The sequence below is a fragment of the Paenibacillus sp. J5C2022 genome, from assembly GCF_025567625.1.
Lineage (GTDB): Bacteria > Bacillota > Bacilli > Paenibacillales > Paenibacillaceae > Pristimantibacillus.
On the sequence record NZ_JAOQJC010000008.1, the window covers coordinates 100,156 to 124,793 of the forward strand.

Here is a 24,638-nt window from a genome sequence, read left to right on the forward strand (position 1 = left end):
AAAATGGCTGTGCGATCAACCATCTGCGAAAGGAACGATTTCTTTTACAGCAACTTGATTCTATCTTTGAAGCGACTGACGAACCTGTTGTTCAATTCGTCGCCTCCAGCCGCATTTCCGCTCATCCAGATGGGTGGATGGACACCCTCCCGAGTCAACAATTGTACGGTTTCGGCTACTAATACATTCAATAAAAACGCATTGGCGAAGGTTGAGATCGCACCGATTCGCTGCTCCATTCCATCGAGTTTCAATATGGCGTCGCCTACAGGAACCTTGCAGTCCAGCACGACATCGACGAGATTGTGCAGATTTTGTTGGGAGGGATGGCGCGCAACGTGGTTGGCCGGTGTCTGCTCCGCATGCCTCACCGAAGTCACTCCGATCGTTGTCACCCCTCGCCTCTTGGCTTCAAGCGCCGTATCGATCGTAGCAGCGTTAATCCCGTATGCGTTAACGATGATAAGCAGATCTCCTTCCCGCAAGCCGTAGTTCTCCATCACGATATTCGCGTATCCGGGTGTACGCTCCATAGCCATGGAGCGTAACGCGCCGCAGCTGAGCAAGGTGCCCTCATCAAGAATAGCGCTAACATGCATTAACCCGCCCGCCCGAAAGAAAATCTCCTGGGCAGCAAGGTTGGAATGTCCTCCAGGTCCGTATACATATACGATCTCGTCTTTCTTGATCTTGTCCGTCAGCATGTGCGCCGCTTGTAGAACCGAGGGATATTCCTCACTGTGAATGAGCCGCAGATGATCTGTTACCGCATCCAAATATTGTTCAGAAAGCGTTTTCGTCATAACCGTCGCCCCTTTACCCTTTTATTCATCTTGCCATTGAAGCAGATTTCGAATTCCATCTTGAATCATTCGTTCGATCTCCTGCGAATATGTCGCAGGCAATCCGAAGTACATATAAGAGTCCATGCTTTCATATCCGCCTTCTTCAAGCTGCCGTGCTGTCGGTATATAACCGATCATGCCGTTGCTGTAAGCTACGGGAAGCACCTGTCCGGCATACATGCCTTTGACATACAAGCCATATGCAGTGACGACTTCTCCGTTCATCGCCAGGAAGGACAAGCCCTCGGCAATACGAATCACATTCATGGCGAAAGGCACAGATGGCGCCATGCGCGAATCATCGTCAATAAGCATACGGCTCCATTCTCCTATCAATCCGTCCTCCTGTAATGAAGCAAGTAGACGAGCTCTGTCAGGAAGTTCGGTAAGAGGAAGGCATATAACACTTGCCCTGCTGGAAACGGCACACAGCTCCAAAGGTTCAAACTTGCCCTGCTCCAGCACCTTCGCGACCTCCTCGCATAGCATACCGCCTATTCGAATGACATCCTGATTATCTCCTCTGAAGAATTCACCATCCTTCACCAATCCCGGTCTGACGTCACCGCAACACCCCTGCAGGAACATAGCAACGGAGCCGGGACAGAACTCTTTCTCCAAACGCTCCATAGCGATACCGGGAAATTCTGAAGATATTCTGGATTCGTCAGAGGTCGTCGGATGACAGGCATAGTGAACAATTAGCGCTTTCACCCGCTCGTTGCTCGTTAGGAAGCGGATCACATGTACTTCTTGATCCACTGGCTCAGATTCATTGGGTCCCATAATGGTACAACCGTCCACTTGAATGCGTCGATTCATCGCGATGTGGCATTCTCCTATTCCACGATCAATACGCACTTCCTCCATGCATTGGAACGCTTCTTCGATACTGGCAAATAATTGCTGTTCCAAATAGGTTACGTAAGTTATGTCGAATTCACCTAAGCATGAGACGAACCTGCGGCTGGTCTGCGGTCCGGAGTGCGTATGTGTCGCATTCAGCAGGACGGCCGATGGGGCAATTCGCCAACGCTCCGCGATGCAGGCGAGCAGATCATGTATCCGATCCGAACACCACCATATGATATCCGCCGATACGAGGAGTGCCGTCTCGCTTCGCCCGGAACAATCTTCCGTGCGGAGTACATACACGCGAATATACAACGGCTGCGCAATTCCCGTGGAATGACCGTCGCGAAACGAAAAACCCGCCAATGGCAATGGAACATCCGGTGTAATCTCTTTCCTGGACGTCCCCATAAGCAGCCTGATAGACATGCCATCCCCCCTAATTCCGTAGTCATCCTATTTAACCACTTCGGGATAAACTTGTACATCTATGCAACTTACTTATCTTGCAATATTCCTACTTCTTCACCTCCAACCTTATTGTGTTCTCATGTTCGCTGAACTTGAGATATGTTAATCTAAAGAATAGAGAAAATCATAAGGAGAGAGACACAGATGGCACTAGAGCAACGCACGATCGATCACATTCGCAGCTTATCCTTGCAATCGGAGCATGAAGGAAAGCTGTCTTCGGAAGCCCTGCAATGCATCATGGAACGCGGCTGGTTCAAGCTGTTCGTGCCGAAGGCGTTCGGCGGAGCCATGTCGCCCTTGCCGGATGCGCTTCGTCTCTATCAGTATGCGTCGTGGGTGGACGGCAGCTTCGGATGGCTGACCACGATCGGCGCAGGGGGCGGATACTTCGCCGCCTTCATGCAGCAAGAGACGGCGGAGCAGGTATTCGCTTCTCAAGAGGCGGTCATCGCGGGCAGCGGCGCTCCGACCGGCACGGCCGTTCACACCGAAGGCGGCTATATCGTCAACGGCAAGTGGAGCTTCTGCAGCGGCTCTGAATATGCCACGACGTTTACGGCTAACTGCATCATCGACAATGGGGACAACAGCGATTCCGCCAATCCGGACATTCGCGCGTTCGCCTTCTTCCCCCATCAGGTGGAGATTGTCCGGGATTGGAGAGCGTTCGGGCTGAAGACAACGGGCAGCCATACCATCGTCGTGCGCAATCAATTCGTCCCGGAGACAAGAACGTTCAGCTTCCTGGAGCAGCAGGCCTATCACGACGAGCCCCTCTTCAGCTACCCGTTCTTGCCATTCGCGCAAGCGACATTCTGCGCCATCGGCATCGGCATCGCCAGCCACCTGCTGGATGAAGCAAGATCACTGGCACATAAGAAGCAAGAAGCATGGCAGGAGTCGAAAGCAGGGAGATACGAGTATGTGATGCGTCTGATCGGACAGGCGGAAGATCGCTTGAATAGCGAGGCGGCCGCCTTCTATGACACGATCGAACGCTCATGGAGCGATCATGTGCAAGGGCAGCCGTTCACAGATGAAGAGATAGCCGAAGTAGGCCAGTGCTGCAAGCGAACCGCCAGAGCGGCGCTGGCATGCGGAGAGAGGCTCATTCCGAAGATGGGAATATCGGCCGTCATGGAGAATGAACCGCTCAATCAGACTTGGCGCGATCTGCAAGTGGCCTGCCAGCATAGCGTGCTCGTCTCATTCGAAGAGGAGTAATACGATTACATGTGTAAGAGCAGGCTATCTCATCGATAACCTGCTCTTGTACATGATGTAATGCTATGTGGATTATGTCGCGTTAGACGACATATATTGGCGACAGCCATGCGCATTGTCCGTTTACCTGCTGAATCTCAACATGATATACGTCGCACTCCTCTTCTTTCTCCATATCTGTAAAGCTGCCCTTGTATGCGTATTGCTCGATCGGAACCGCAGCATGAATAACAACCGCTTCCGAATTAAAGCTATGCTTATGGCGTGTAAGATTGCCGTCAAGCAGATCAGAAATCGTAGTAGTCATAACAATGCCGTTCGCTTCAAGTTCAAGTTGTGTATTGGGGTCGCCGTCAATCTCTAGAATTACACCGCCAGTATGCGGATGCAGAGTTGTCGGGTTTTTGACCGTTAGACAGGACCAGCTTACATGCGCATCAGACTGGCTGTGAACCGCATTGCCAAGCGCATTCAATTCCGGATCATCTCTGAGCTCTGGGGTCGGAGCAAGCACGCTTCTGCCTCTAAAGCAGGTTTCGGCAGAACGAAGGATTCCGCCCTTTACTTTCACTTCCGCATTCCACAGGTAGCCTTCTTTATTGTCGCCCCAGCCCATTTCAACCTTTACTTTATACGTAGAGCCGCTGACAGTCGGTTTTTTCTGCAAATCCCAACTGCTTACCGCTCGCCATGGACGCAAGTTTTTGAAGATAACAATTTTCTCAATTCGGTCGCATGCTGTAACATCTAGTTGAATGTTGCGGATCTCCGCTTTCAACTCGCTGCCCATTGGAGCTCCATTGAGTGTAAACCGGCAATCGATTTTATCTCCGCTTACTGCATAGGTGCGTCTTGCCAAAATAGCTTCCCAAATACCTTCTCTTGTTTTCTCTGCAGCAATAACCGCCATTCTTCCGTCTCCATACGAGCCGGGATAGCCGGCATGATGATCAGTTGATCCGACAAAGCCCATGCGATGCTTGCGCGCCAACGCTGCGTACACCATACTTTTCGAATCGCGCGGCCCCATATCATGATAGTAAGGGAAAGGACTGTCTGTCGACATGCCGCAGCCATGCTTGGAGACAACCTCTACAATAGGGCTGATCCCGGTATTGAAGGAATCCCAGTTACCGCCGCGATAGCCCGGCGTATAGCCGACATGATGAGGAACGGCGATTACGCGGCGTGGCTTCAGCTTTTCAATAATGTCCGCTGGCGACTTGCCTTTTTCTATTGGAAAATCATCATCGGGCGAAATGAAGTGATGGTCGCCAAATTCGCTGGAATGAGCTTCATAGCCTTGGAAAGTAACGAATTCATGATCTTTATTGTACTGTTTAACCGTCTCTCTCACCTGATCCCAATGACCTGCCAGCTTGGCAAAGCCTTTTGTATGGAAATCTACCAGAAATTCTAGCGGCGCCTGGCGCTCAGGCATATCATACCAGGAGGCATGTCCGATAATCGCGCAAAAATCCAATTGCCCCTTTGCCGCTTTCAGCGCATTTTCCAAGCCGCCGAAGCCATAGCTGATTCCACAATGATTGTGTATATCTCCCCAATAAGTTTGCATATTCTATCTCCTCCGTCTTTTTTACTATAAAGCCATTCATCCCTAGCACTCATTCAAATAGGGCTATACCGTGCCGCAGCGCTCCTGCACAGCTGCCGCTTCTTCCTTGCATCCGGCGCGTTCCAGACGGCCTGCCCAATCCGTTGGCTTCAAATAACGGAAAGGCCCCCCGTCATCAATAATTTCCATCATCGGGTCTTGCTCCAACAAGTTATGCTTCATTTGTTCCGCAACCCATCCTTCAAGCTCAGCTCCAAGCTTCTCGATCACCTCCGGTCGCTCCCCCGCTACATTGACACGCTGATAGGGGTCATTATCCAGGTCATATAATAGATGCGGCTCCAATTGGTAGAACCCTGCATGGTAAGTGCGGATATAATGCCACTTATTCGTTCTAACAGCTCGTTGACATGCGTATAACCCATGCTCCAGCACAAGGAATGAACGTTCCTCAACCTGCTCGCCAGATAGAGCCGGGAGCAATGAGCGCCCATCCCATCCGCTTGGCTTCGGCAGACCAGCAAGATCGGCGATAGTCGCTACAACGTCAACATTATAATGAAGTTGATCATTAACATGGCCTTTCTTGCTAAGTCCAGGGAATTTCATAATAAGCGGAATATGATGTACAGCCTCCGTCGCCATGCCGTGCTCCAAATAAACGCCCTGTTCGCCAAACGATTCCGCATGATCGGCGCTAATTATAAAACAAACCTCGTCAAGCACCCCCTGCTCGCGGAATGCTTCCATCAAATTGCCGATGTGCTTGTCCAAATAAGAAATACCGCCATCGTAGCCATTAATCAACTTTTCATAATCGCTGCGGTCTGCAATTTCCAATGGCATCGTATCCTGCGGTATTTTGCTGAAGTCGTCGCTCCAATGCAGGAAGGCTGCCGAGCGCGGGTGCGTATTCTGGCGGTGACGCGCAATATCTTCAGCCGCCGGATATTCCGGCGCCGGCTCACCCGCAAATTGCTCGGCATAGGAAGCTGGATAGGTGTATCTCGAGTGCGCATCCCAGTACTGAATGTGCAGGAAATAATTATCCTCTGCGCCATGCGCTTTAATCCAAGGCAATACCGCTGCATTCACTTCATGAGCGTCCTCATTGCCTCCCTTCAGCGTATGCGTATGGATTTCATTCCAGCCGGCAAAGTACCACCAGGCATGATGACGATCTCCAAAGGAGGAAAAAGTAATCGTGCGGTAATCCGCTTCCCTCAGTAAACGCGGCAAAAATGGATATTCCTTGCTGTGACCGTCTCCTTCGGGGTACTCATAATGACAGCCCGCGCCCCAATGAGTCAATACGCCGTGGTTGATGCCAAAGCGTCCCGACATAAAGCTGGCTCGTGATGGCGCACAAGGGGAAGCGGCTGTATAAACTTGATTAAAGCGCACGCCCTCAGCTGCAATCTTATCCAAATTCGGTGTTGTATTTCTGTTATATCCGTAACAGCCCATATGATCTGGACGCAATGAATCTATATCCAAATAAATAATTCTCACCCAGATTCCTCCACTTCATTCTTTTTGCAACTATCCTTGTTCTATTTCTACCAGAACATTTGACGGCTGCTGCTATTGCCTAACAGTCTAGTTAATGCTTCTGCATAGAAGTAATCACCATAAATAAGCGGTACATCGATATTTTTGCCAGTTGGGAATGACCCCGTGGCATGCAATACGATAGCCTCATTCTCGCTGTCATAGCAGGCGCACTGACGATCAATCGCCTTGAGCAGACGAAGCGCGCAGCGCTTGTACATGCTGCCTTGATCTACTGGCAGCAGCTCGCTCAGCAGCAGCATGCCGCTTGCTGCAATTGCCGCTGCGGAGGCATCGCCCGGCGCATCCTCATAAGCAGGCAGCCTGAAATCCCAATATGGAATATGATCTTCCGGCAAATTAGCCGTAAAATAATGAGCCGTCTTCTGGCTTGCGTGCAAATATCTTTCTTCCTTCGTATAGGAATAGCATATTGCCATACCGTATATCGCCCAGGCTACTCCCCTTGCCCACGCAGAATCAGGTGAGTTGCCTTGGCCGCCCAGCGCCGACTCACGTTCCCCTGTCTCTGCATTAAAGCAGACAATATGATGCACGGAGCCGTCAGCCCGAATAAATTCCTTGAGCACTGTATCTGCGTGCCGCATTGCAATATGACGATATCTGGCATCGCCAGTTTCCTCTGAAGCCCAATAGAGCAAGCTTATATTCATCATGCAATCGATAATTGCCCAGCCTTCATTATGCTTCTCATTGCGCCATACATATCTGTTCCAAGCGCGTATGAAGCCGCCTTGGGGATTAAATCGACCAGCGAGTATGGAAGCCGCCATCAAAGCACGCTGCTTCGATTGTTCATTTTTTGTTATTTTATAGCTGGCTACCGAGCTGAGACACCACATAAACCCGACATCATGATGCAAGTTTGTAAATTCATCAAGCGCCTCATCTTGTATGACTTCACACGCCTCAGCAAGCTGTCTTAAGCTCTCGTCCCGCTCTTCCCTATAAGCAAGCCAGAGCAGCCCCGGCCAGAACCCGGATGTCCAGGCACTTGCTGCTGTCCGATCATACTTGCCATTCTTGCTGGCGTGAGGAAATCCTGCCCCGATCACTTCGCTCATCCATTTAATCTTACTGCAGGTGCGCTGCCACGCTCCCTCTGCCCACTGCTGCTTCTCCATCGTCAGATCGCGCTCCTTCCAATTGAATCTATGATTTAATAAGCATTCGAACTTGAAACGAATAGACGCCCGGGGTTACCCTGTCGATATTCCAGCGCAGCGGTGCCGTAATAGCGGAAGGAAAAATGGACACCGCACGGGCAGTCAGGCTATGCTCATCCAGCGCGAATGACTCCCCCTCATAGGTGAGTTCCAATTGCTTCTCCTCCAATAAATCAGCGATCAGTTTTCTTTGGCCGCGGATGGCTTTACAGACAGGCTCGCCGGCAGTCAGTATCGGCTCAATAATCGATAGACTATCGCAGGCAAGCTTTATATCGAGCTCGTAGTGCTTAATCACGACATCGTCTTCCAAGCTGTAACGGATGCTATAGAATGCGGCGCAATCATAACAACTCCGATCATCAACTGCTTTTAGCCTGCCGTTCACCACTGCTTCAGCTCTATTCCTATTGGCGTCCACAGCTCCATGAGCATCATGCTCATACAGATTGCTGTAGACTCTGCCCTCATGCACAAGCTCAATTCTTGACGTTATCGGCTGGTCCATATGCGGCAATGCCTGCGGCATATTGTACGCTTCATATTGGCGATAGGACGTCATCGCGCCAAGCTGGATAGGACCTGCCTCTTCATGCCATAAATAACTGATCGCTCCGCCTGTCGGCGCATTGCGTACAGAAGTGCAGCTGACGGTTGCCATCCACTTCTGCTGACGCAGCTGAATAACCGCAAGCTCCTTGAAGCTCCGGGCACCGAAGCTCTCTTCTGTTGGCAGCCGCTCTGTTTTTGTAGGCATATATAGCCCTGTCGCGTAAGCTGCGGCTACAGACAATGCATCCGACCGGTTAATCGTAGAATGAATGCAGCCATGCTCGAACAATCGCTCGTGCATCGGCCCGTATCCGAATAGTCCATCACAGTATCTCAAGCTTCGTTTCAAATAGCTTGTATTCAGCTCAGCAGCTCTTAAGAACGCCGGATGTTCATTAACCAGTAGCATGAAAGCCATCTGCGAGCCATGAGCGGTTTTGCTGCCGAACAGCGTCCATTTATAATTGCGGCTGCCGAAGGAATTGTCGATTGAGCCGTCAGGATACATCATGTTCATATGTGCAGTAAGAGCGAGTACGGCTGCCGCTAATACTTTGCTGTCATTGGTAAGACGAGCATACTCCGACATTGCTCCGATCGACATATCGAGGTTGTATCCGATATCAATCGTGCTGGTCAGTTGCGTAAAGGGCCTCATTCTCGTCTTTTCGCCATACAGCCATCCGTCGTAGCTAAGCCGAGTATCAATGAAATGGTGTATAAGCCGTTTGGCCTGCTTGCTATAATGCGGCTTTTCCACGATGCGATCAGCCAATTGCAGCGCTAGCGCGGATGACAAATAATAATTAATATTCGTATCGCCGCCATCACCAAACGTATTCGATACCCATTGCGCCGAGCTTGCAATAAGCGGCAGCAGCTCCGCACGGTCTGCCCTCAGGCTGTCTTTCATTTCGTCCGAATAATCAGAATTGACTGTCGATGATTGTGTCAACTGATCGTAGGCATGGCATAGCGCGAGCAATTGAAACACCGTCGTTCCCTTCCAATTAGACTCCGGCTCATTGCGCCAGCCGCCATCTTCTTCCTGCGTTCTGCTTATATAGAGCAATAACCTTTTGGCCGCTTCCCGATATTTCGCTTTTCCACTAACCAGATACATATAATAGAACGGGAATACAGCATCGCCGCTGCGTCCATGAACGGTACCGCAGGCCTTGCACCAAATACCGCCTTCATCTGGATGCCCCTTAGCCGTCACTAGAGCTTCAATCATCCTGTCGCAGCAAAATTGAATAAGCTCGTGCATGTCTTGGCGCAGCATAGCACCTCTTTGATTTGATTGCATCGCTTTCCCCTTCCTTCTTCTAGAGGCGTTTAATAAAAGCTCCATAGCTTTCGATAAACCGCTCATAGGCATCGGCCGGAAGCGCAAGCATGTCCCCTGTCTCCTTCATATGCTTATCCAGGCTGGCCAGCAGGGACTGCACAGTCTCGGCATACGGCGGCTCAATAGCGAGATTCCGCTGCTCCTGCGTATCTGCCTCTATATCGTACAGTTCCAAAAACAACTCGTCCTTGAACATATCAACGATCAGCTTGCTCGTTCCGCGGATCATACAGCGCTGGAAGTTGCCGCGCGCTCCATTGCCGTCATACTGCACGAAAATATCCCTTTCGGAGCACTTTTCACCCTCTATTGCCGCCAGCAAAGACCGGCCGGAAAAAGCACCACCGCCCTCAAGCTGCAAATAATCGGCAAGCGTCGGCATAACATCAACCGCGCTGACTGGCTCCGTAATGATCTGCGGGCTTACGCCGCTTGCTTCAGGAAACTTCATGACAAGAGGGGTGCGAACCGACTCCTCGTACATGCACATTTTTTGATACAACCTGTGCGAGCCCAACATTTCACCGTGGTCGCTCGTAAATACAAGCAGCGTATCTTCGTAAATGCCTTGTTCCTTCAGCTCATCTATTAATTGTCCAACGCAATAGTCCAGCAACGATACTAGTCCTAGATAGACTTGCCATATGGATTGCCACTGTTCTTTCGTATAGCTATTGCCAATCGCTCCAGTCAGATTGTACAGCTGCAAGGGTGATTGCCCATAAGACCATTGTGCAACATTGTCGGGCAGCGGCTCATCCTTATACATGGAGTACCAAGGCTCAGGCACATCAAGCGGCGGATGCGGCGCCACAAACATAGCGCTTAGCAGCAATGGCTTGCTTCGGTCTCTTCCGCGAATCGCATCCAATGAGTTTTTTGTAATATAGCCGTCGTAGAAATACTCCAGTCCTTCCTCGTAGCAACCTGTTGTCGGAATGGAATAACGCTTGATGCGCGTTGTCCTTCCTCCCGCCATTTCTGGAACGATGCCTTTGAACCGAGGACCGCCCGGAGAGCGTCTCCCATGCTCATGCAAGTAATCAGCGTAAAGATCCTCCAACGTATGCCAGTGAATGTTAGAGCAGTGCAGTTGAATATCCTTCATGTTAAAATGCTGCTTTCCCGTATGCCAACAATCCCATTGCTCCTCCATCATACTATACATATTCGCTGTGCCTGGATGGACATAACCGTACTCGGCATCCTGCGGCTCCCAAGGATTGATGAGCGAGCCGTTCACATTCGGGTATAAGCCGCTGAAAAACGCTCCTCTAGCCGGTACGCATAATGGCGAAGCGCAATAGGCCCTTTCAAACACGGCACTTTCCTTCATCAATCCGCTTACATTCGGCATATAGCGTTCGTCAATCATGTCATAACGCAGCTGATCTGCCATAATGACTACGACATGCGGTTTTCTCTGCTTATTGGTCTCCATCAGTCCACACCCTCTCCATTATGACTTCCTCAGCGCCTGCTTCGGCACTCAGCACACCTTCTGATACTTCGATCTGCTGACAGCTTTGTATGCCGTTAGGAAACTTGCGATAGAGTAGCCATGTTCCGCAGGCTATATCCGTAATAAGCACATTTGTGCGGGTGGACGTATGATCAGCAGCGATAAAGAGCTCTTCCTTAATTAACGAGCCGCTTCGGCTAAACAGCACCAGCCAGCCCTCCACTAGAACACCTGCCACCCTCTCATCCTCAACAAGAACCGCTGATGCAGCCTCTGTGCCATCATGATCTTTAATTTGCATAGCATGAAGGAAAATATCCCGCTCCGCTGCAGCCTCCGGTTTTACTTCAATGCGCCAGGAGCCCTGCTCAATTGTGGCTGAATAATCGTTTCCATAGTTAACGCCGCGCGACTCAAATTGACGGCCCTCTCCGCCAACGCCTGTGATAAGCGCCTCTTTCGGCAACAGAGTATCGACGACCAGCTCCCCCCCGTAGCCCTCCTCCGTCCGTGCGATAATTGAGCGCTTGCCAGTTACTTTTGGCTGCTCAATGCTGTGCAGCAGCCACGTTTTCTCAAATGCTTTGCTAGCTGACTCAACTGCATCAAACACGATCATGACGGCAGGAATTTTTTCTTGCTTTAAATTGATAAATACAAAGGAACGTGTATAATGACTGACCTTCTTCGAATAAGCCTTCGTCAGATCGCCCTTCAAATAAGAATAGTCCGGCTCCTGCTTGCACGGCCCATAGGAATGAGCAACCGCCTTGGCCCGCTCATATTCTCCGCCTAGCAGCTCAGCTAAATTTTGCGGCGGCTTGCCTGCGCCAGGCCAGCGCTGCCCGCCGTCTGTCACATTAGGCCAGGTCAGCTTGCCATCCACAATATAAGGCTGCTCCATAATCTCATCCGGATCATAGACCAGCATGGCATTATGAGCGATTGTGCGCTTGAAATAGTATTTATTATGCGGCGACTGATACTTGCCCGATGAGCCTTTATAAATACCCGAATCGATAGCGAGGTAGCCTTTATAGTAAATTTGAAATGCGCCGGCATCGAGATGCTGATGATTGTTGTATTGATACATGCCTAGTTTCATTTCAACCACTACTGCAGAAGACTGCTTATTAATAGCTGTTCCTTCATTCCAGCCCGTACGCGCAATCATGATGCCAGCTGGCTCTGCAAAGTAGCGAGTAAGCGGAAGCTCTTGCAAAGGTCTAAGCTCTGACTCTGGATTGTGAAACAGCAAGGCGAAAAGCAAATATAAATCCGGAATTTCCGGATGCTCAATGGCTTGCTGCTGCAAAAAGTAACCATTACTGTAATAGTTCCCTGCCATTAAGTAAACGAGCGGGAAAAGTGTAATATATTCATTCTCTACATACAGCGGATTGTCAGCATCTCCATCCCGCAGCAGCTTACCATCCGGCCTACGTGTGTAAATCCATTGATAGCCTATTAATTCCTGCGTGGAATCAAACACCTCTTCATATCCCATTCTTCCAAATAGCCAAGTGGCAAACAGCTCGGCTTGATAACGATAGCTGCCGTAATTATCGCCCTGATGATGCCAGCCGGAAGGATAGAAGAAATTGCGTGCGGGCACGAATTCTTCGAAAAAACGGCCTGCGGCATAATCATACATTTCCGGATCGTCCTCATAAATAGCAATGCCAGCCGCCAACATATCGCGCATCAGCATCCATTCGCTTGTATGTCCGACGAAAGCTCCCTCATGTATAGGTGGATATCCGCATTCCAGCAGTCCTGCAAGCCGCTTGAGCTGGATGACCAGCTGCTTTTTCTCTTCCTTATCAAGCAGCGCATTGCACCAGTCGTAGACTAGCGCCAATGCTACCATTAACCGTCCGATTTCACGCGAAATATCCTGCAAATTCGGATTGAAACGGCGCTTGGACGCAAGCAGCGCCAGCTTCTTCGCATGCAGCCCAAGCCGCTTGTCTTCCGTCACTAAATATTGCAGCGCATAGGATTCTATCGCATATACAATATCGAGCGTACCGCCCATAGACAGTTCGAGCCACGCCTCTTCCGACCGAGGGGCAAGAGCTTTCATGCGCTCCCACATGCTCAACATATCCGAATGATGCAACCGCTTGCGCAAAGGTTCGATATTTTCTGCACGCAGAAATAAACACGGCCTCTCTGCGGGCGGCGTTATTTCCGGCTTTCTCCACACTTGCCATCACCACCCCTGCATACGAGAATATTATATTTTAACAAAATCACTAGGCGACATCCCTTTATACTGCTTGAATACTTTGCGAAAATGCTTATAATCGGTGTAGCCTACCTGCCTGGCGATTTCCGTCATGCTGAACCTTCTTTTTTTCATCAATTGCACAGCGATGCAAAGCCTATACTCCGTTAAGTACTGAACGAAGCCCATATTACTCTCCTGCTTGAACAACCGGCTCAAATAAGTTGAGTTAAAGCCCAGCTTCTCGGCAATATCAACCATTGACAAGTCGTTCATATACTCGTTATGAATCAGCTTCTTCATCTCTTCTACCGCCTGTTTGCCCTGTAGCGGCTGCTCAGGCACAGTATCGATCAGCGCTTCGCGCCTTTTCCCCTGCGCATGAAGAAGCTCCTCGATCCGCTTTAGCGCTGAACTTATTTTCGTACGATTAATCGGCTTCAAAATATAGTCAAATGCTCCATAATGAATAGCTTGCTTCGCATAATCAAAATCGCTGTGTGCTGAGAAAATAAGCACGGGCATCGTTTTTCCGCGCGATCTCATTTCCTGCAGCAGTTGCAACCCGTCCATTCTAGGCATGCGAATATCCGTTATGACCAAATCAAAGGCTTCCCGCTCAAGCAGCTCCAGCGCCTGCAATCCGTCTCTGGCAGCAGCAGTAACTACAAACTGAGGACAATCCCGTTTAATGACTTTCTTCAATCCTTCCAGCATCCAAAACTCATCATCCACGATCAACGCCCTTAGCATCTGCCACTCCTCCTTCAATCCGAATTTCAATTTTTGTGCCTTGCTGAGGCTTGCTCCAGATCGTCATGCTAAACTGCTCCCCGTAGAGCCTGTATAGACGATGATAAACATTGCGCAGGCCGATATGATTGACCGTTGTACTCGTATCGCTGTCCATTTCCTTTGTACGAAGCCGCTCCTGAACGGACAACAGCTTCTCCTGGGTCATCCCTATACCGTCATCCATAAATGCAAAGATCGCTGTCTCTCCGTCAAACCTCGCTTCCACAACAATATGACCTTTGTCAACTCCTGCACATCCATGATTTACCGCATTTTCTACAATCGGTTGAAACACAAGCTTCAAAAATCGCATCCGCCGAATTCCAGGATCGACCCGCAGCTTCAAATCGAACTTCATTGGAAAACGAACATTTACAATACTCATATAAGACTGCAAGTGACTCAGCTCTTCCTCAACCGTTGCTGTCAGTCCCCCAGTAATGCTGTATTGCAGCATTCGGGATAAGGATTGGCTTATCTCAGCTATCTCATCTCGATCATATACCTCCGCGATACAGGCAATCGTATTGAGCGTGTTGTAGAGAAAGTGCGGATTGATTTGCGCCTGTAGTGCCCTCATCTCGGTATTTTTCAAATGAATTTGCTGCTGATATTCCCTCAGCTGCGATTGAAACACTTCATTATTCATACGATGCAGCATCGCTATCATCCGGTTAAAGCTAATGCTCAGCCTGCCAATCTCATCTCTTGCCATAACAGGCAGTCTCTTCTCAAAATTCCCTTTTCCTACTTCTACCATACGACGTTCCATAACCTTAAGAGGCTTTGTAATCATACGGCTAAGGGCAGTTGCCAAAAAAACAATCGCAATTAAAGCGCCTACTGCAAGCAGCACGATAAAGGTTCTAATGCGATACAAACCATAAGCCAGCTCCTCAAAAGGAACGGAGCCGATAATTTTCCAGCCCGTTTCAGAGGACGTATAGAAGCCGGCCAGCATTTGCATCCCTGCATACTCAAAATGAAAAAATCCCGACGGCTCCTCTTGTATCTCCCTCAGCAGTTCCTCATCCTCCAGCCAGTCCGGCATTTGCTGAGAGGATACTACCGGTTCGCCCTCCGGCGTCATCATCCATACATGACCCGACTTGCCCAGCTGAATATTTTCACTCATTCTCAAAATCGTATGCGGGGTAAAATCAATGAGCAATGTCCCTTTTGATTTGAACTCGCGATTATCGGTTAAACGCACGGAGAAGGTAACAACCTCCTCCCCCTTCACATAGGTTTGCGGATGAGCAGTATTCAGCCTGAAGCTTGTTTGTTCCTTTACTGCCTGATACCATGCGCTTTCGCTGAAATTATAATTCAGCTTGGCAACCTCGTCCGTCCCGTTGTATACAAGCAGTCCGCGATCCGTCACAAGAAATATCCCTTTGAAATCATCGCGGAAGTTGCCGATATTCTCAAACAGACTGCGTACATTGCGTTCTGCATAAATCGATGGAGATGTTCTTTCCTCCGTCCATTCGTAAAGCACGGTTTGAACATCGGGATTGAACCGAATAATATTGCTCACCCGTTCCATTTCCTGCACGAAGGCATCAAGCCTGCCTCCTACCTGCTTAGAAATTTCCATCGTATACTTCCCCAGCTCATCCTCAAACGCCGACTTCGACTGTTGAAAAAAGAAGGCGGAAAAGAATAGAACAGGCACAAGTCCGATCATAATAAAAATGATTAGCAGCTTATTGCGCATATTCATATTTCGAAACAGGAAGTTTTTCTTGATGAGCAGCTTCATATTCAATTCCTTTCCCGTTCAAACTTAGAAGCTTAGCCTTTTACTGCACCTGCAACGCCTTCTACAAAATAACGCTGAAAGGCAACAAAGATTATAATGATAGGAAGCAACGATATTGTTGCTGCCGCTGCCATGCCCGTCCAGTCTATGCTGTGCTCGCCTACAAACTGGTACATTCCGACACCCAAAGTTCGCAACTCCGGCTTGTTGAGCGTAAAAACGAGCGGCAACAGAAACGAATTCCACGCCCACATAAACTGCAAGATCGCTGTCGTTGCAAAAATCGGCTTGGACAGCGGAAGCATAACCTGAACGAATGTACGGATAAATCCTGCACCATCAATTTCGGCCGCTTCCTCCAATTCTTTTGGTAAACCGTTAAAATGCGCTGTAAACAACAGAATAAACAATACATGTGCGCCGCCAACCTCGGCAAGTATAATGCCGGCCAACGTATTGTTCAAACCTAGTGCATTAATGAACACGTAAATCGGAATAATAGTATATCCCTTAGGCATGAACATCGTGGCCGTAATAGCAGACATAAATAAAATTCTGCCCGGGAACTTATAGCGGCCCAATACATAACCTGTCATTGCACACACTGCTATAACGATAACGACTACAGATATTGTAATAATGGCCGTATTGATAAAGTAAGTCGAGAAATTCGCTGTATGCCAAGCTCTTGCATAGTTTTCGAATTGAAACTTATCCGGCAGCAAGCTAAAGCCTTTGGTTATATATTCTGTATTGGTTTTTAATGAAGCAGCAACCATCCACACAAACGGATAAATCCATATAACCCCAACCATACTTAGTATAATATATATAATCGCTTTTCCAATTCTCTTATTTTTGGTAATCAGCATGGGCTGCCCCTCCTCGCTTGCACTGCTCCGTTTAATGTGCCGCTTTCTTACCACCTGAGCGCCTCACTAAAATACCCAGAATTAACGAAATAAACAAAACTGCAATGCCGTAAAATATACCAGCCGCTGATGCAAAACCTGATCTAGGCAAGCCCATTCCTTCAAATGCATAGCGGTAAATATATAAATCAACCATGTCGGTACTGAATGCAGGACCGCCGTTCGTCATCGACTTCACAAGATCAAATACATGAAGTGCGTTAACGGTGGACAGAAGCAAAATAACACTTCCTACTGGCAGCAACAGCGGGATCGTAATATACCGGAACGACTGCATGTTATTAGCACCATCCACCTTGGCCGCTTCATATATTTCCTTTGGCAAAGACTGCAAGGCAGCAAGCCAGTATACCATCTTCATCCCGAATGACTTCCAGATTCCGACTAAAATAACGATAATTAATGCCGTATCCATCGATCCCAGCCAGTCAATCGGCGATCTTATGATGCCAATCTTTATTAAAACCTCGTTAACTAACCCGTTATATGCACCAAATATGAAGCGCATTACGATACCGATTACTGCGGTCGTTGTAACAACCGGCAAGAAATAAATCGTCCGGAAAATGGTTGCGCCCTTCATCCAATCCGAATTAAGCGTAATTGCGACTAAAAGAGCTAGTGGAACTTGAATAATAACTAAGAAAAACATAAATATAAAGCTGTTTTTAAATGCATTCCAAAATAGCGGATCATGAATCGTTTCCCAATAATTATCGAACCCGACAAAATCGGTCAGCGGTCCAAAGCCGCTCCAGTTAAAAAAACTGTACACATAGCTCATTACAATGGGATAAAGAGTAAAAGCTAAAAATAGAACCAGTTGCGGAAATATAAACAAGTAACAGTAAAACAGCTTTTTACGCCTCATCCGACTTATTTTTGCTGTTTTTTTCATGTGCTGAATCTGCGGGTTTGCAGCTGATGAAGCAAGGTTTCCCATCATAAGCCTCCTCTAAACCTTCGCTTCCTGCAGTACGACGACCATGCTGCAGGAAGCATTGTTGGGCATTTGCACGATTGCGCGATTATTATTTGTTCAGCGCCTCATAATCGCTTTCAGTATAGTCCTTCGAAGGATCCCAATTGGGGAATATAAAGTCATCCAGGCTTACCTTTTTTCCTGAAGCGTTCACTTTCTCAATTGCAGCCTTCATGCCTGCATTCATTTTACTGTTATAATCCTTCATAGCCGCTGCGACGTCCATCTTATCGTCAACAAGCAAATTCATCAACAACTCACCGAATGACGGCTTGATTTTCGGTTGACGAATATGACCCAGCTCGCCAATTACAAGAGCCGTATCCGGATTAACATTCACATAGTTGGGTGCTTCGCGCATCGTATTGACGTGAATATCATAGAAAACCGTATATTCCGGATATGGATATAAAGATTTATCGGCATTCAGTTCATCGATTGGCGATAAAGATGCGCCGCTTTGAATCGTGCTCTTGAAAAACTCTTTGGAGCCAAAAGCCTCTTCAATATATTTGCCTGCTTCTTCTTTATTCTTGGAGGTTGCAGACAATACATAGCCGGCAACATTGGCTATGTTCTGACCATAGTAGGGCATTTCTCCATCTTGCTGCGGAACCGGTGCAAGCCCGAATTCGGCATCCGGCGCATCCCGTTTAATTTGCCACATACGGTGGCGCGGATCGATCAAGAAGCCTGCTAGATTTTCACCGAAAAACACATTCGTCTCCGCCGGGTTCATGCTGTAAGATGCCGGTATAATGCTTCCATCTTTTTTCATATTACGGAGCAGTTCGATAGCGCCCATCCAAGCAGGAGAATCATAAAGATAGCTGCCTGTTGTCAAATCAAATCCTGGCAAATTACCGTGGGTAGGAACCTGTGAAGCCGTCAATCCCAAAATCATCTGATCCAACTCAATCGGCCGTCCTCCGGCAAATACAAGGCCGAATGTCTTACCGTCGCCCTTTTCTGTAATGATCTTCGCCATTTCGCGAAGCTCATCCCATGTTTTTGGCGGCTGTTCCGGATCCAAGCCGGCGTCTCTCATTACTTTTTTATTGTAGTAAAGAATTGAACGGTGGTTTAAACCGCGAAGCGGCCAAGTATATATTTTACTGTCAAACATATTGATGCCTTCTTGGAATGAGCCTGCCATAAACTGCAACTTCCATTCGTCAGAAACGACGTCATCCAGCGGTGCTGCCCAGCCGTTTGTTACGATCTGCCGAATATCCATCCCCTGAGGTGTTAGAAATATATCCGGTAAATCATTGCTTGCGATTGCAGCTTGAATAGCAGTGTTGTACTCAGAAGGCGGCATGTATCTAACTTCAACTTTAATTTCACCTTTATACTTTTCATTAAATTGATTCGTAATTACCATTCCCGGGCTGTCCTCGCCCTTCCAAAAATCATCAAAACCCGCAACTGTTATTACTACTTCCTTCTTTTTTTCAACATCCGAATCATTACTTCCCTCCAACTTTTGCCCATTCCCACTGTCGTTTTTTGTACCGTTACCGTTACGCCCCTCGGAACTGCACCCCGATACAATGAGCAAAACTACTATAATTGGGATAAATATACGATATACCGTTTTCAAAATTTTTCCCCCTCTTCAATTTGTTTGCGCTTACAATCATATTGTATTGGAAACCTCGTTGCTTACCTAGGAGTCATGTTTATACATATAGGGGGTTATTTTTTACTTTTCACTCCTGTCAATATCACCATCTGCCGATGCGTATGGCTCCTCATTAACAGCATAGCACTGGCTCTTTGGCCATTACCAAAGGAGCGAACATGTGCAAGGGCAGCCTATCAAGCGCGATGCAATAAAAGAGATGGCGCTACCAGAGGTTGAAAGCGCCATCTCTTTCTAAACTTAAAAACTTCTCTCAGACCCCCTACTTCAACCGAAACGGGAGCATTCATTGAAACAAATAAATCGGAATCATCATAATGGAAGTGACAATTCCGGCGAACGCCATGGAAAAGCCGCTTACGCTTCCTTGCAGCTCCGAATCGGCCATAAGGCGTGCTGTACCGATGCCATGGGAGCCCGTCCCGACGGCGGCACCAATGGGAATATCGCTCTTGATGCCGCATAAGCGCAGGAAGGCGGGGCCGGCCAGGCTGCCGAACAGCCCTGTCAGCACCGAGAAGGCTGCCGCCAGCTCCGGAATGCCGCCAAGCCTGCTTGCAATCTCGATCGAGAACGGCGCCGATGAAGACTTGGCAATCGCGGAATACACGATGTCCGCCGATGCTCCAGCAGCCGCAAGCAGATAGGCGGTAGCCGCCGCCGACAGAACAGAACCGACCGTAATGCCGGCCAGAACGGCCCCCAGCTTGCTGCGGATAACGGGAGCGTGCTTGTATAACGGAACGGCCAACGCCACCGTAGCGGGGCCCAGCCCCCAACTGATCCAGTCTCCCCCTATCTTGTAGGCTTCGCCGTCTAAGCCGCTAAGCCATATGATCAGCATGATGGCGCCGGAGGCATAAATAAGCGGATGAATAAAGCGCCATTTCCATTTCCCCTTCAGCCAAACAAACGCTATATAGCAGAGCAAAGTCAGCAGGAGGCCGAATGAGGGACTATGCAGAATGTGATTCAGATACATCCCTGTCCGTCCCCTTCCCGTGCCGCCACTTCACGACCAATCCCGTAGCCAGCATCGTCATAAGAGTGCTGACGACAATGCTTGCGGCAATAGATAACCAGTAAGATTGAAGCCGATCCGCGAACGCAGCCGTGCCGACAATGGCCGGGATGAAAAAGAACCCCATATGCTTCAGCAGAAACTGCGAGCTGCCTTCCACCCATTCCAGCTTAATGATCTTCGTGAACAACGCCGTTGCAAGCAGCGCCATACCGATGACGTTGGCCGGCAACGGGATGTGCAGCCATTTCTCCAGCGCGATGCCCGCCAAATGAAATAGTATAAAAATGATAAATCCTAGCATATCGCAATCCCTGCTTTCCCCCGAGCTTATGGGTCTATTATAAGCGAAAGGGATTCCGGCAGAAAGCTGCAAGCCATCTCGCAAGGGGGCGTTCCTGACCGTTCCCGTAAAGAGTTGCCAAACGAATGACTGCTATGCTAGTATTGCAACCAATGGATTGACTCATATCTACTATTTCCAAGCATTCTACCCATCCATAAATTCGGAAGATAGCATAGGCGGTGAAAAAATGCTCAAAGTAGACCGTAATGACGATCGTCCCATCTGGCAGCAACTTCTGGATCAAGCGATCCATCATATTACAACCGGAAATTGGCCGCCGGGCGAATTGCTGCTCCCATCCCGTGAGCTCGCTTTACTTATAGGCGTTTCGCGTTCTACGATACAGATTGTTTACGAGGAGTTATTCAGCCGCGGATATACGGTCACTTCACGTCGGGGCGGGACAAGGGTTAATAAAGTGATCTGTGCGGCACCTCCATCCGAGATTGAGGAATTGAAAGGGCCTGCTCTGCCTGATCTCCCCTTGCTGAATGCTTCCGTTGGCCATTTGCACAGTTGGTTCGGCAATAAGGAAAAGGGGATGCCCGAAATAGATTTCACTCCTCATGAGCCTTATTTGGATGAACAATTTCAGCAAAAATGGAGACATTCCTTTTTAAAGGCTTCAACAGACGCCGATTTGACTAATTGGGCATATGGCGATGCCATGGGTTTTCTGCCGCTTCGGGAACAAATTCAGCGATACTTGTCACTTGAACGAGGCGTTCATGTGCACGTCGATCAAATTCTGTTGACTTCCGGCGCACAGCACAGCATTGATCTGATTGCCCAAGCCCTCTTGCAGGAAGGCGATACCGTCACAGTTGAAGATCCCGGATTCCCTGCCGCGTGGATGGCGATGAGCTATCGGAAGATGCAAGTTGCATCGGCTCCAGTCGATGAATTCGGCCTTTGCGTTGACCGCATACACCCGCAATCCAGACTTGTGTATGTCACACCATCGCATCAGTGTGCAGCGGGTGTGATCATGTCGGAACCACGCAGGCAACAATTGTTGCACCTGGGTGCACAATCACCGTTTTGGATTGTAGAGGATGATTACGACAGCGAATTCCGGTACCGCGGAGCTCCTCTTCCTACCTTGTTCAGCCAGCGGTCTCAGAATACGTTGTATATGATGAGTTTCTCCAAAATGATTGCACCCGGCATTCGGTTATCGGCCATCATCGGCCCGCATGAAGCTATTCATCGGCTTGCTCGGGTTCAAGAATTGACCTATCGTCATCTTCCCATTATGGAACAATTAACGCTGGCACATTTTATTGAACAAGGCCATTTTATGCGCCATATGAGGCGAGTGCGCAATGTCTATCGGCGCAGGCACGAAGCCATGACGAAGGCGCTTGCCGCAACCGGTCTGAGTGAACGCTTTACATTAAGCGGTGTCGAGACCGGATTGCATATGCTTCTTGAGGCTGTTCGATCGTACGATGATAAAGCAGTGACTAAGATAGCCTTTGAACAAGGAATTCGCATCTATCCGCTCAGCAAATATTGTTTGGAAAGTGATCGCAAGGGATGGGTGCTTGGATTCGCCAAAGTAGATGAAGCCGCCATTGAGCAAGGCATTGAATGCTTGTCAAGGCTACTGGTGAAATAAGCAGCCTTGACTTATCACCGATCTTGATTGGCTTGTTGCGTTAAAGTTGGAAAGTACTTCTTCTTGTTCAATCTCCCATGAATCAGCAGATGAGCGGCCAATCCTGCAACCAGTCCCCAGAATGCGCCGCCAACGCCAAGCAAGGTTACATTGGCCGCTGTCGCCAAAAAAGTGATCAGTGCGGTTTCACGACCCTTGGGTTCTGTCAAGGCATTGGCAAGGCTGCCGCCTATGGTGCCGAGTAGGGCCAGACCCGCCAGCGTTGCAATAAAGGTCGCGGGGAGAATTAGAAACAATGCAGCCAGTGTCACCCCGAATATGCCAACAATCATGTAAAAAATGCCACAGGCAATGCCTGCAATATAGCGCTTTGACGAATCCTCATGTGCATCTTTCCCTGTACAAATTGCGGCAGTAATAGCCGCTACATTGAAAGCATGCGAACCAAATGGCGCGGCAATGAGGGAACCCAAGCCTGTTGTGGTTAAAATCGGATTCGCACTCGTTTGGAAGCCATCATTCCGCAAAACAAGCATACCGGGCATGTACTGCCCCGTCAGCGTAATAATAAACAACGGCAGCGCTACACCCAATAGCGCATGAATTGAAAACTCCGGAACGACAAAAATCGGCGATGCAATTGCTAGGCTGATCGTGCTGAAATCCGCTTTTCCCATGCTAATCAAGTAAATTAATCCCACGATCAGGATGCCCACAATCGCATACCGGGACGAAAAACGTCTGAATAAGATATAAGCGGCAAACAATAAAATGACAAGTAGGGGGTCTGCTTTCGCTCCTTCAAAGGCTGATATGCCAAACTGCAATAAAATACCCGCCAGCAAGCCTGAAGCGATGCCTGATGGAATAAGCCGGACGAAACGCTCAAACATACCCGATAGCCCTAAAATGATAAATCCTGCTGCAGAAACTATGTAAGCGCCGATAGCTTCTGGATAAGGTGTGACCGCCAACGCCGACACAAGAAAAGCAACACCTGGCGTTGACCACGCCGTGATAATGGGCTCTCGATACCGATAACTCAGCCAAATCCCGGTTACACCCACTCCTATAGAAATGGACCAGATCCATGATGCTGTCATGGCGGGGCTTAAACCGGCTGCTTTGGCCGCCTGAAAAACGAGAATAAACGTACCGCCGTAGTTGACAATAACAGATATTAAGGCGGCTATGACGGGTGATATGAAATCACGGCCACGCAGTGAATGCGATACATCCTTCATCGTTGCTCTCCTGCCTCTCTCCTAATCGTTCCCGCGCATGTTTTCATTCCAGTAGTAGCTATCCGGAAAATACCGCTGCCCGAAAACGCTCGTCCCTACCCGGATGATCGTGGCTCCTTCTTCAATAGCTACTTTGAAATCACTGGACATCCCCATGGAGAGAACGTCCATTTCCACATGCGGAATATTTTCATTTATTATTTGCGCTTGCATATCCTTCAACAATCGAAAACAATGTCGCGTTTCTTCGTTTGTGGCATTGAGTTTGCCAATTGTCATCAAGCCTTTAATGTTCAATGTATCGAATTGGGACAATTGTTTTACCAGCTCTGTCGCCGTTTCTGGCGAGGCTCCAAACTTGCTTTCCTCATAGGACGTATTGATTTGCACCAGAATATCCATGGTCTTATTCTCTTTCGTGAGTTGATGATGCAATGCCTGTCCCAGCTTCAGACGATCCACGGAATGAATAAGTGTCACATATTTCACAACATCCTTCACCTTGTTCGTTTGCAAATGTCCGATAAAATGCCATTCTGCCTGTTTGTGCTGTTGCATGAGCGGGAATTTGTACCGCAGCTCTTGCGCTTTATTTTCGCCGAATAAAGTCTCGCCCGCTTGCATAGCCCTGTGCAATTTTTCAAGCGGAACGGTTTTGGTGGCCAGCAACAATTTCACATCTTCTATACGACGGTCAGAATCGCGGCAAGCCAACTCCATCTGCCGCCTAACGGTTTGGAGGTTTTCCTCCACTAGCTGCTCCATGGCTGCTACCTTCTTTCAGATCATAATTTGTCAAACCAAACTATTATGCTAATATACCAACCATTGGATTGGTCATAAATATCCATAAATGAGATTATGAGCAGTCCAAAACAAAAAAACGCCAAGCGGCGTCCTTTGAAGATCTTAATTTACTCTCTTTTAGCACGCCCCTTCTCGGCGTTCCAGTGTAGGATTCCTACACTATTTCGGCTCGCATA

The 24,638-nt window shown here is 48.6% G+C and carries 19 protein-coding genes; 2 read left to right on the forward strand and 17 right to left on the reverse strand.

Going from position 1 to position 24,638, the window contains the following annotated elements; all coding sequences use genetic code 11:
- Positions 1-44 precede the first annotated feature (44 nt).
- Positions 45-803, reverse strand: coding sequence for an SIS domain-containing protein (locus M6D81_RS08745; protein ID WP_262676484.1), 759 nt, complete (start codon positions 801-803; stop codon positions 45-47).
- A gap of 21 nt (positions 804-824) precedes the next feature.
- On the reverse strand, positions 825-2,126 hold the full coding sequence (locus M6D81_RS08750) for a neutral/alkaline non-lysosomal ceramidase N-terminal domain-containing protein (RefSeq protein WP_262676485.1): 1,302 nt from the start codon (positions 2,124-2,126) through the stop codon (positions 825-827).
- 186 nt (positions 2,127-2,312) lie between these two features.
- On the opposite strand from M6D81_RS08750, the gene M6D81_RS08755 reads away from it, so the two are divergent.
- Positions 2,313-3,395 carry an acyl-CoA dehydrogenase family protein gene (locus M6D81_RS08755; RefSeq protein WP_262676486.1) on the forward strand — a complete coding sequence of 361 codons (1,083 nt, stop codon included), beginning with the start codon at positions 2,313-2,315 and terminating at the stop codon, positions 3,393-3,395.
- An 82-nt stretch (positions 3,396-3,477) separates the two neighbouring features.
- Here M6D81_RS08755 and M6D81_RS08760 read toward each other — a convergent pair whose 3' ends face one another.
- From M6D81_RS08760 to M6D81_RS08820, 13 genes are all read right to left on the reverse strand, one after another.
- Positions 3,478-4,971, reverse strand: coding sequence for a DUF3604 domain-containing protein (locus M6D81_RS08760; protein ID WP_262676487.1), 1,494 nt, complete (start codon positions 4,969-4,971; stop codon positions 3,478-3,480).
- Between the two features lie 63 nt (positions 4,972-5,034).
- Positions 5,035-6,483, reverse strand: a complete 1,449-nt coding sequence (locus M6D81_RS08765; RefSeq protein ID WP_262676488.1) for a sulfatase family protein — start codon at positions 6,481-6,483, stop codon at positions 5,035-5,037.
- Between the two features lie 47 nt (positions 6,484-6,530).
- Positions 6,531-7,667 (reverse strand): glycoside hydrolase family 88 protein, encoded by a 1,137-nt coding sequence (locus tag M6D81_RS08770; RefSeq protein WP_262676489.1) that lies wholly within the window; start codon positions 7,665-7,667, stop codon positions 6,531-6,533.
- 28 nt (positions 7,668-7,695) lie between these two features.
- Complete coding sequence (locus tag M6D81_RS08775; RefSeq protein ID WP_262676490.1) at positions 7,696-9,570, reverse strand: ulvan lysase-like protein; 1,875 nt, start codon at positions 9,568-9,570, stop codon at positions 7,696-7,698.
- A gap of 19 nt (positions 9,571-9,589) precedes the next feature.
- Positions 9,590-11,053, reverse strand: a complete 1,464-nt coding sequence (locus M6D81_RS08780; RefSeq protein ID WP_262676491.1) for a sulfatase family protein — start codon at positions 11,051-11,053, stop codon at positions 9,590-9,592.
- Positions 11,040-13,283 carry a heparin/heparin-sulfate lyase HepB gene (hepB, locus tag M6D81_RS08785; RefSeq protein WP_262676492.1) on the reverse strand — a complete coding sequence of 748 codons (2,244 nt, stop codon included), beginning with the start codon at positions 13,281-13,283 and terminating at the stop codon, positions 11,040-11,042. The genes M6D81_RS08780 and hepB overlap by 14 nt, the downstream gene beginning before the upstream one ends.
- 30 nt (positions 13,284-13,313) lie before the next feature.
- A complete protein-coding gene (locus M6D81_RS08790; RefSeq protein WP_262676493.1) occupies positions 13,314-14,057 on the reverse strand; it encodes a response regulator transcription factor in 744 nt (247 codons plus the stop codon).
- The gene (locus M6D81_RS08795) at positions 14,032-15,864 is read right to left on the reverse strand and encodes a sensor histidine kinase (RefSeq protein WP_262676494.1); all 1,833 of its coding nucleotides are present in this window, start codon (positions 15,862-15,864) and stop codon (positions 14,032-14,034) included. The genes M6D81_RS08790 and M6D81_RS08795 overlap by 26 nt, the downstream gene beginning before the upstream one ends.
- 32 nt (positions 15,865-15,896) lie before the next feature.
- On the reverse strand, positions 15,897-16,736 hold the full coding sequence (locus M6D81_RS08800; protein WP_262676495.1) for a carbohydrate ABC transporter permease: 840 nt from the start codon (positions 16,734-16,736) through the stop codon (positions 15,897-15,899).
- 31 nt (positions 16,737-16,767) lie between these two features.
- Positions 16,768-17,742, reverse strand: a complete 975-nt coding sequence (locus tag M6D81_RS08805; protein WP_262676496.1) for a carbohydrate ABC transporter permease — start codon at positions 17,740-17,742, stop codon at positions 16,768-16,770.
- A gap of 85 nt (positions 17,743-17,827) precedes the next feature.
- Positions 17,828-19,381 (reverse strand): ABC transporter substrate-binding protein, encoded by a 1,554-nt coding sequence (locus tag M6D81_RS08810; RefSeq protein ID WP_262676497.1) that lies wholly within the window; start codon positions 19,379-19,381, stop codon positions 17,828-17,830.
- A 328-nt stretch (positions 19,382-19,709) separates the two neighbouring features.
- Positions 19,710-20,405: an LrgB family protein gene (locus M6D81_RS08815; RefSeq protein WP_262676498.1), complete on the reverse strand. Its 696-nt coding sequence runs from the start codon at positions 20,403-20,405 to the stop codon at positions 19,710-19,712.
- Positions 20,380-20,748, reverse strand: a complete 369-nt coding sequence (locus tag M6D81_RS08820) for a CidA/LrgA family protein (protein WP_262676499.1) — start codon at positions 20,746-20,748, stop codon at positions 20,380-20,382. Before M6D81_RS08820 ends, M6D81_RS08815 begins: the two co-directional genes overlap by 26 nt.
- A gap of 229 nt (positions 20,749-20,977) precedes the next feature.
- On the opposite strand from M6D81_RS08820, the gene pdxR reads away from it, so the two are divergent.
- On the forward strand, positions 20,978-22,411 hold the full coding sequence (gene pdxR / locus M6D81_RS08825) for a MocR-like pyridoxine biosynthesis transcription factor PdxR (RefSeq protein WP_262676500.1): 1,434 nt from the start codon (positions 20,978-20,980) through the stop codon (positions 22,409-22,411).
- 14 nt (positions 22,412-22,425) lie between these two features.
- Here the strand turns inward: pdxR and M6D81_RS08830 are convergent, their stop codons facing one another.
- A complete protein-coding gene (locus M6D81_RS08830) occupies positions 22,426-23,655 on the reverse strand; it encodes a benzoate/H(+) symporter BenE family transporter (RefSeq protein WP_262676501.1) in 1,230 nt (409 codons plus the stop codon).
- A 21-nt stretch (positions 23,656-23,676) separates the two neighbouring features.
- A complete protein-coding gene (locus M6D81_RS08835) occupies positions 23,677-24,420 on the reverse strand; it encodes a YggS family pyridoxal phosphate-dependent enzyme (RefSeq protein ID WP_262676503.1) in 744 nt (247 codons plus the stop codon).
- Positions 24,421-24,638 lie beyond the last annotated feature (218 nt).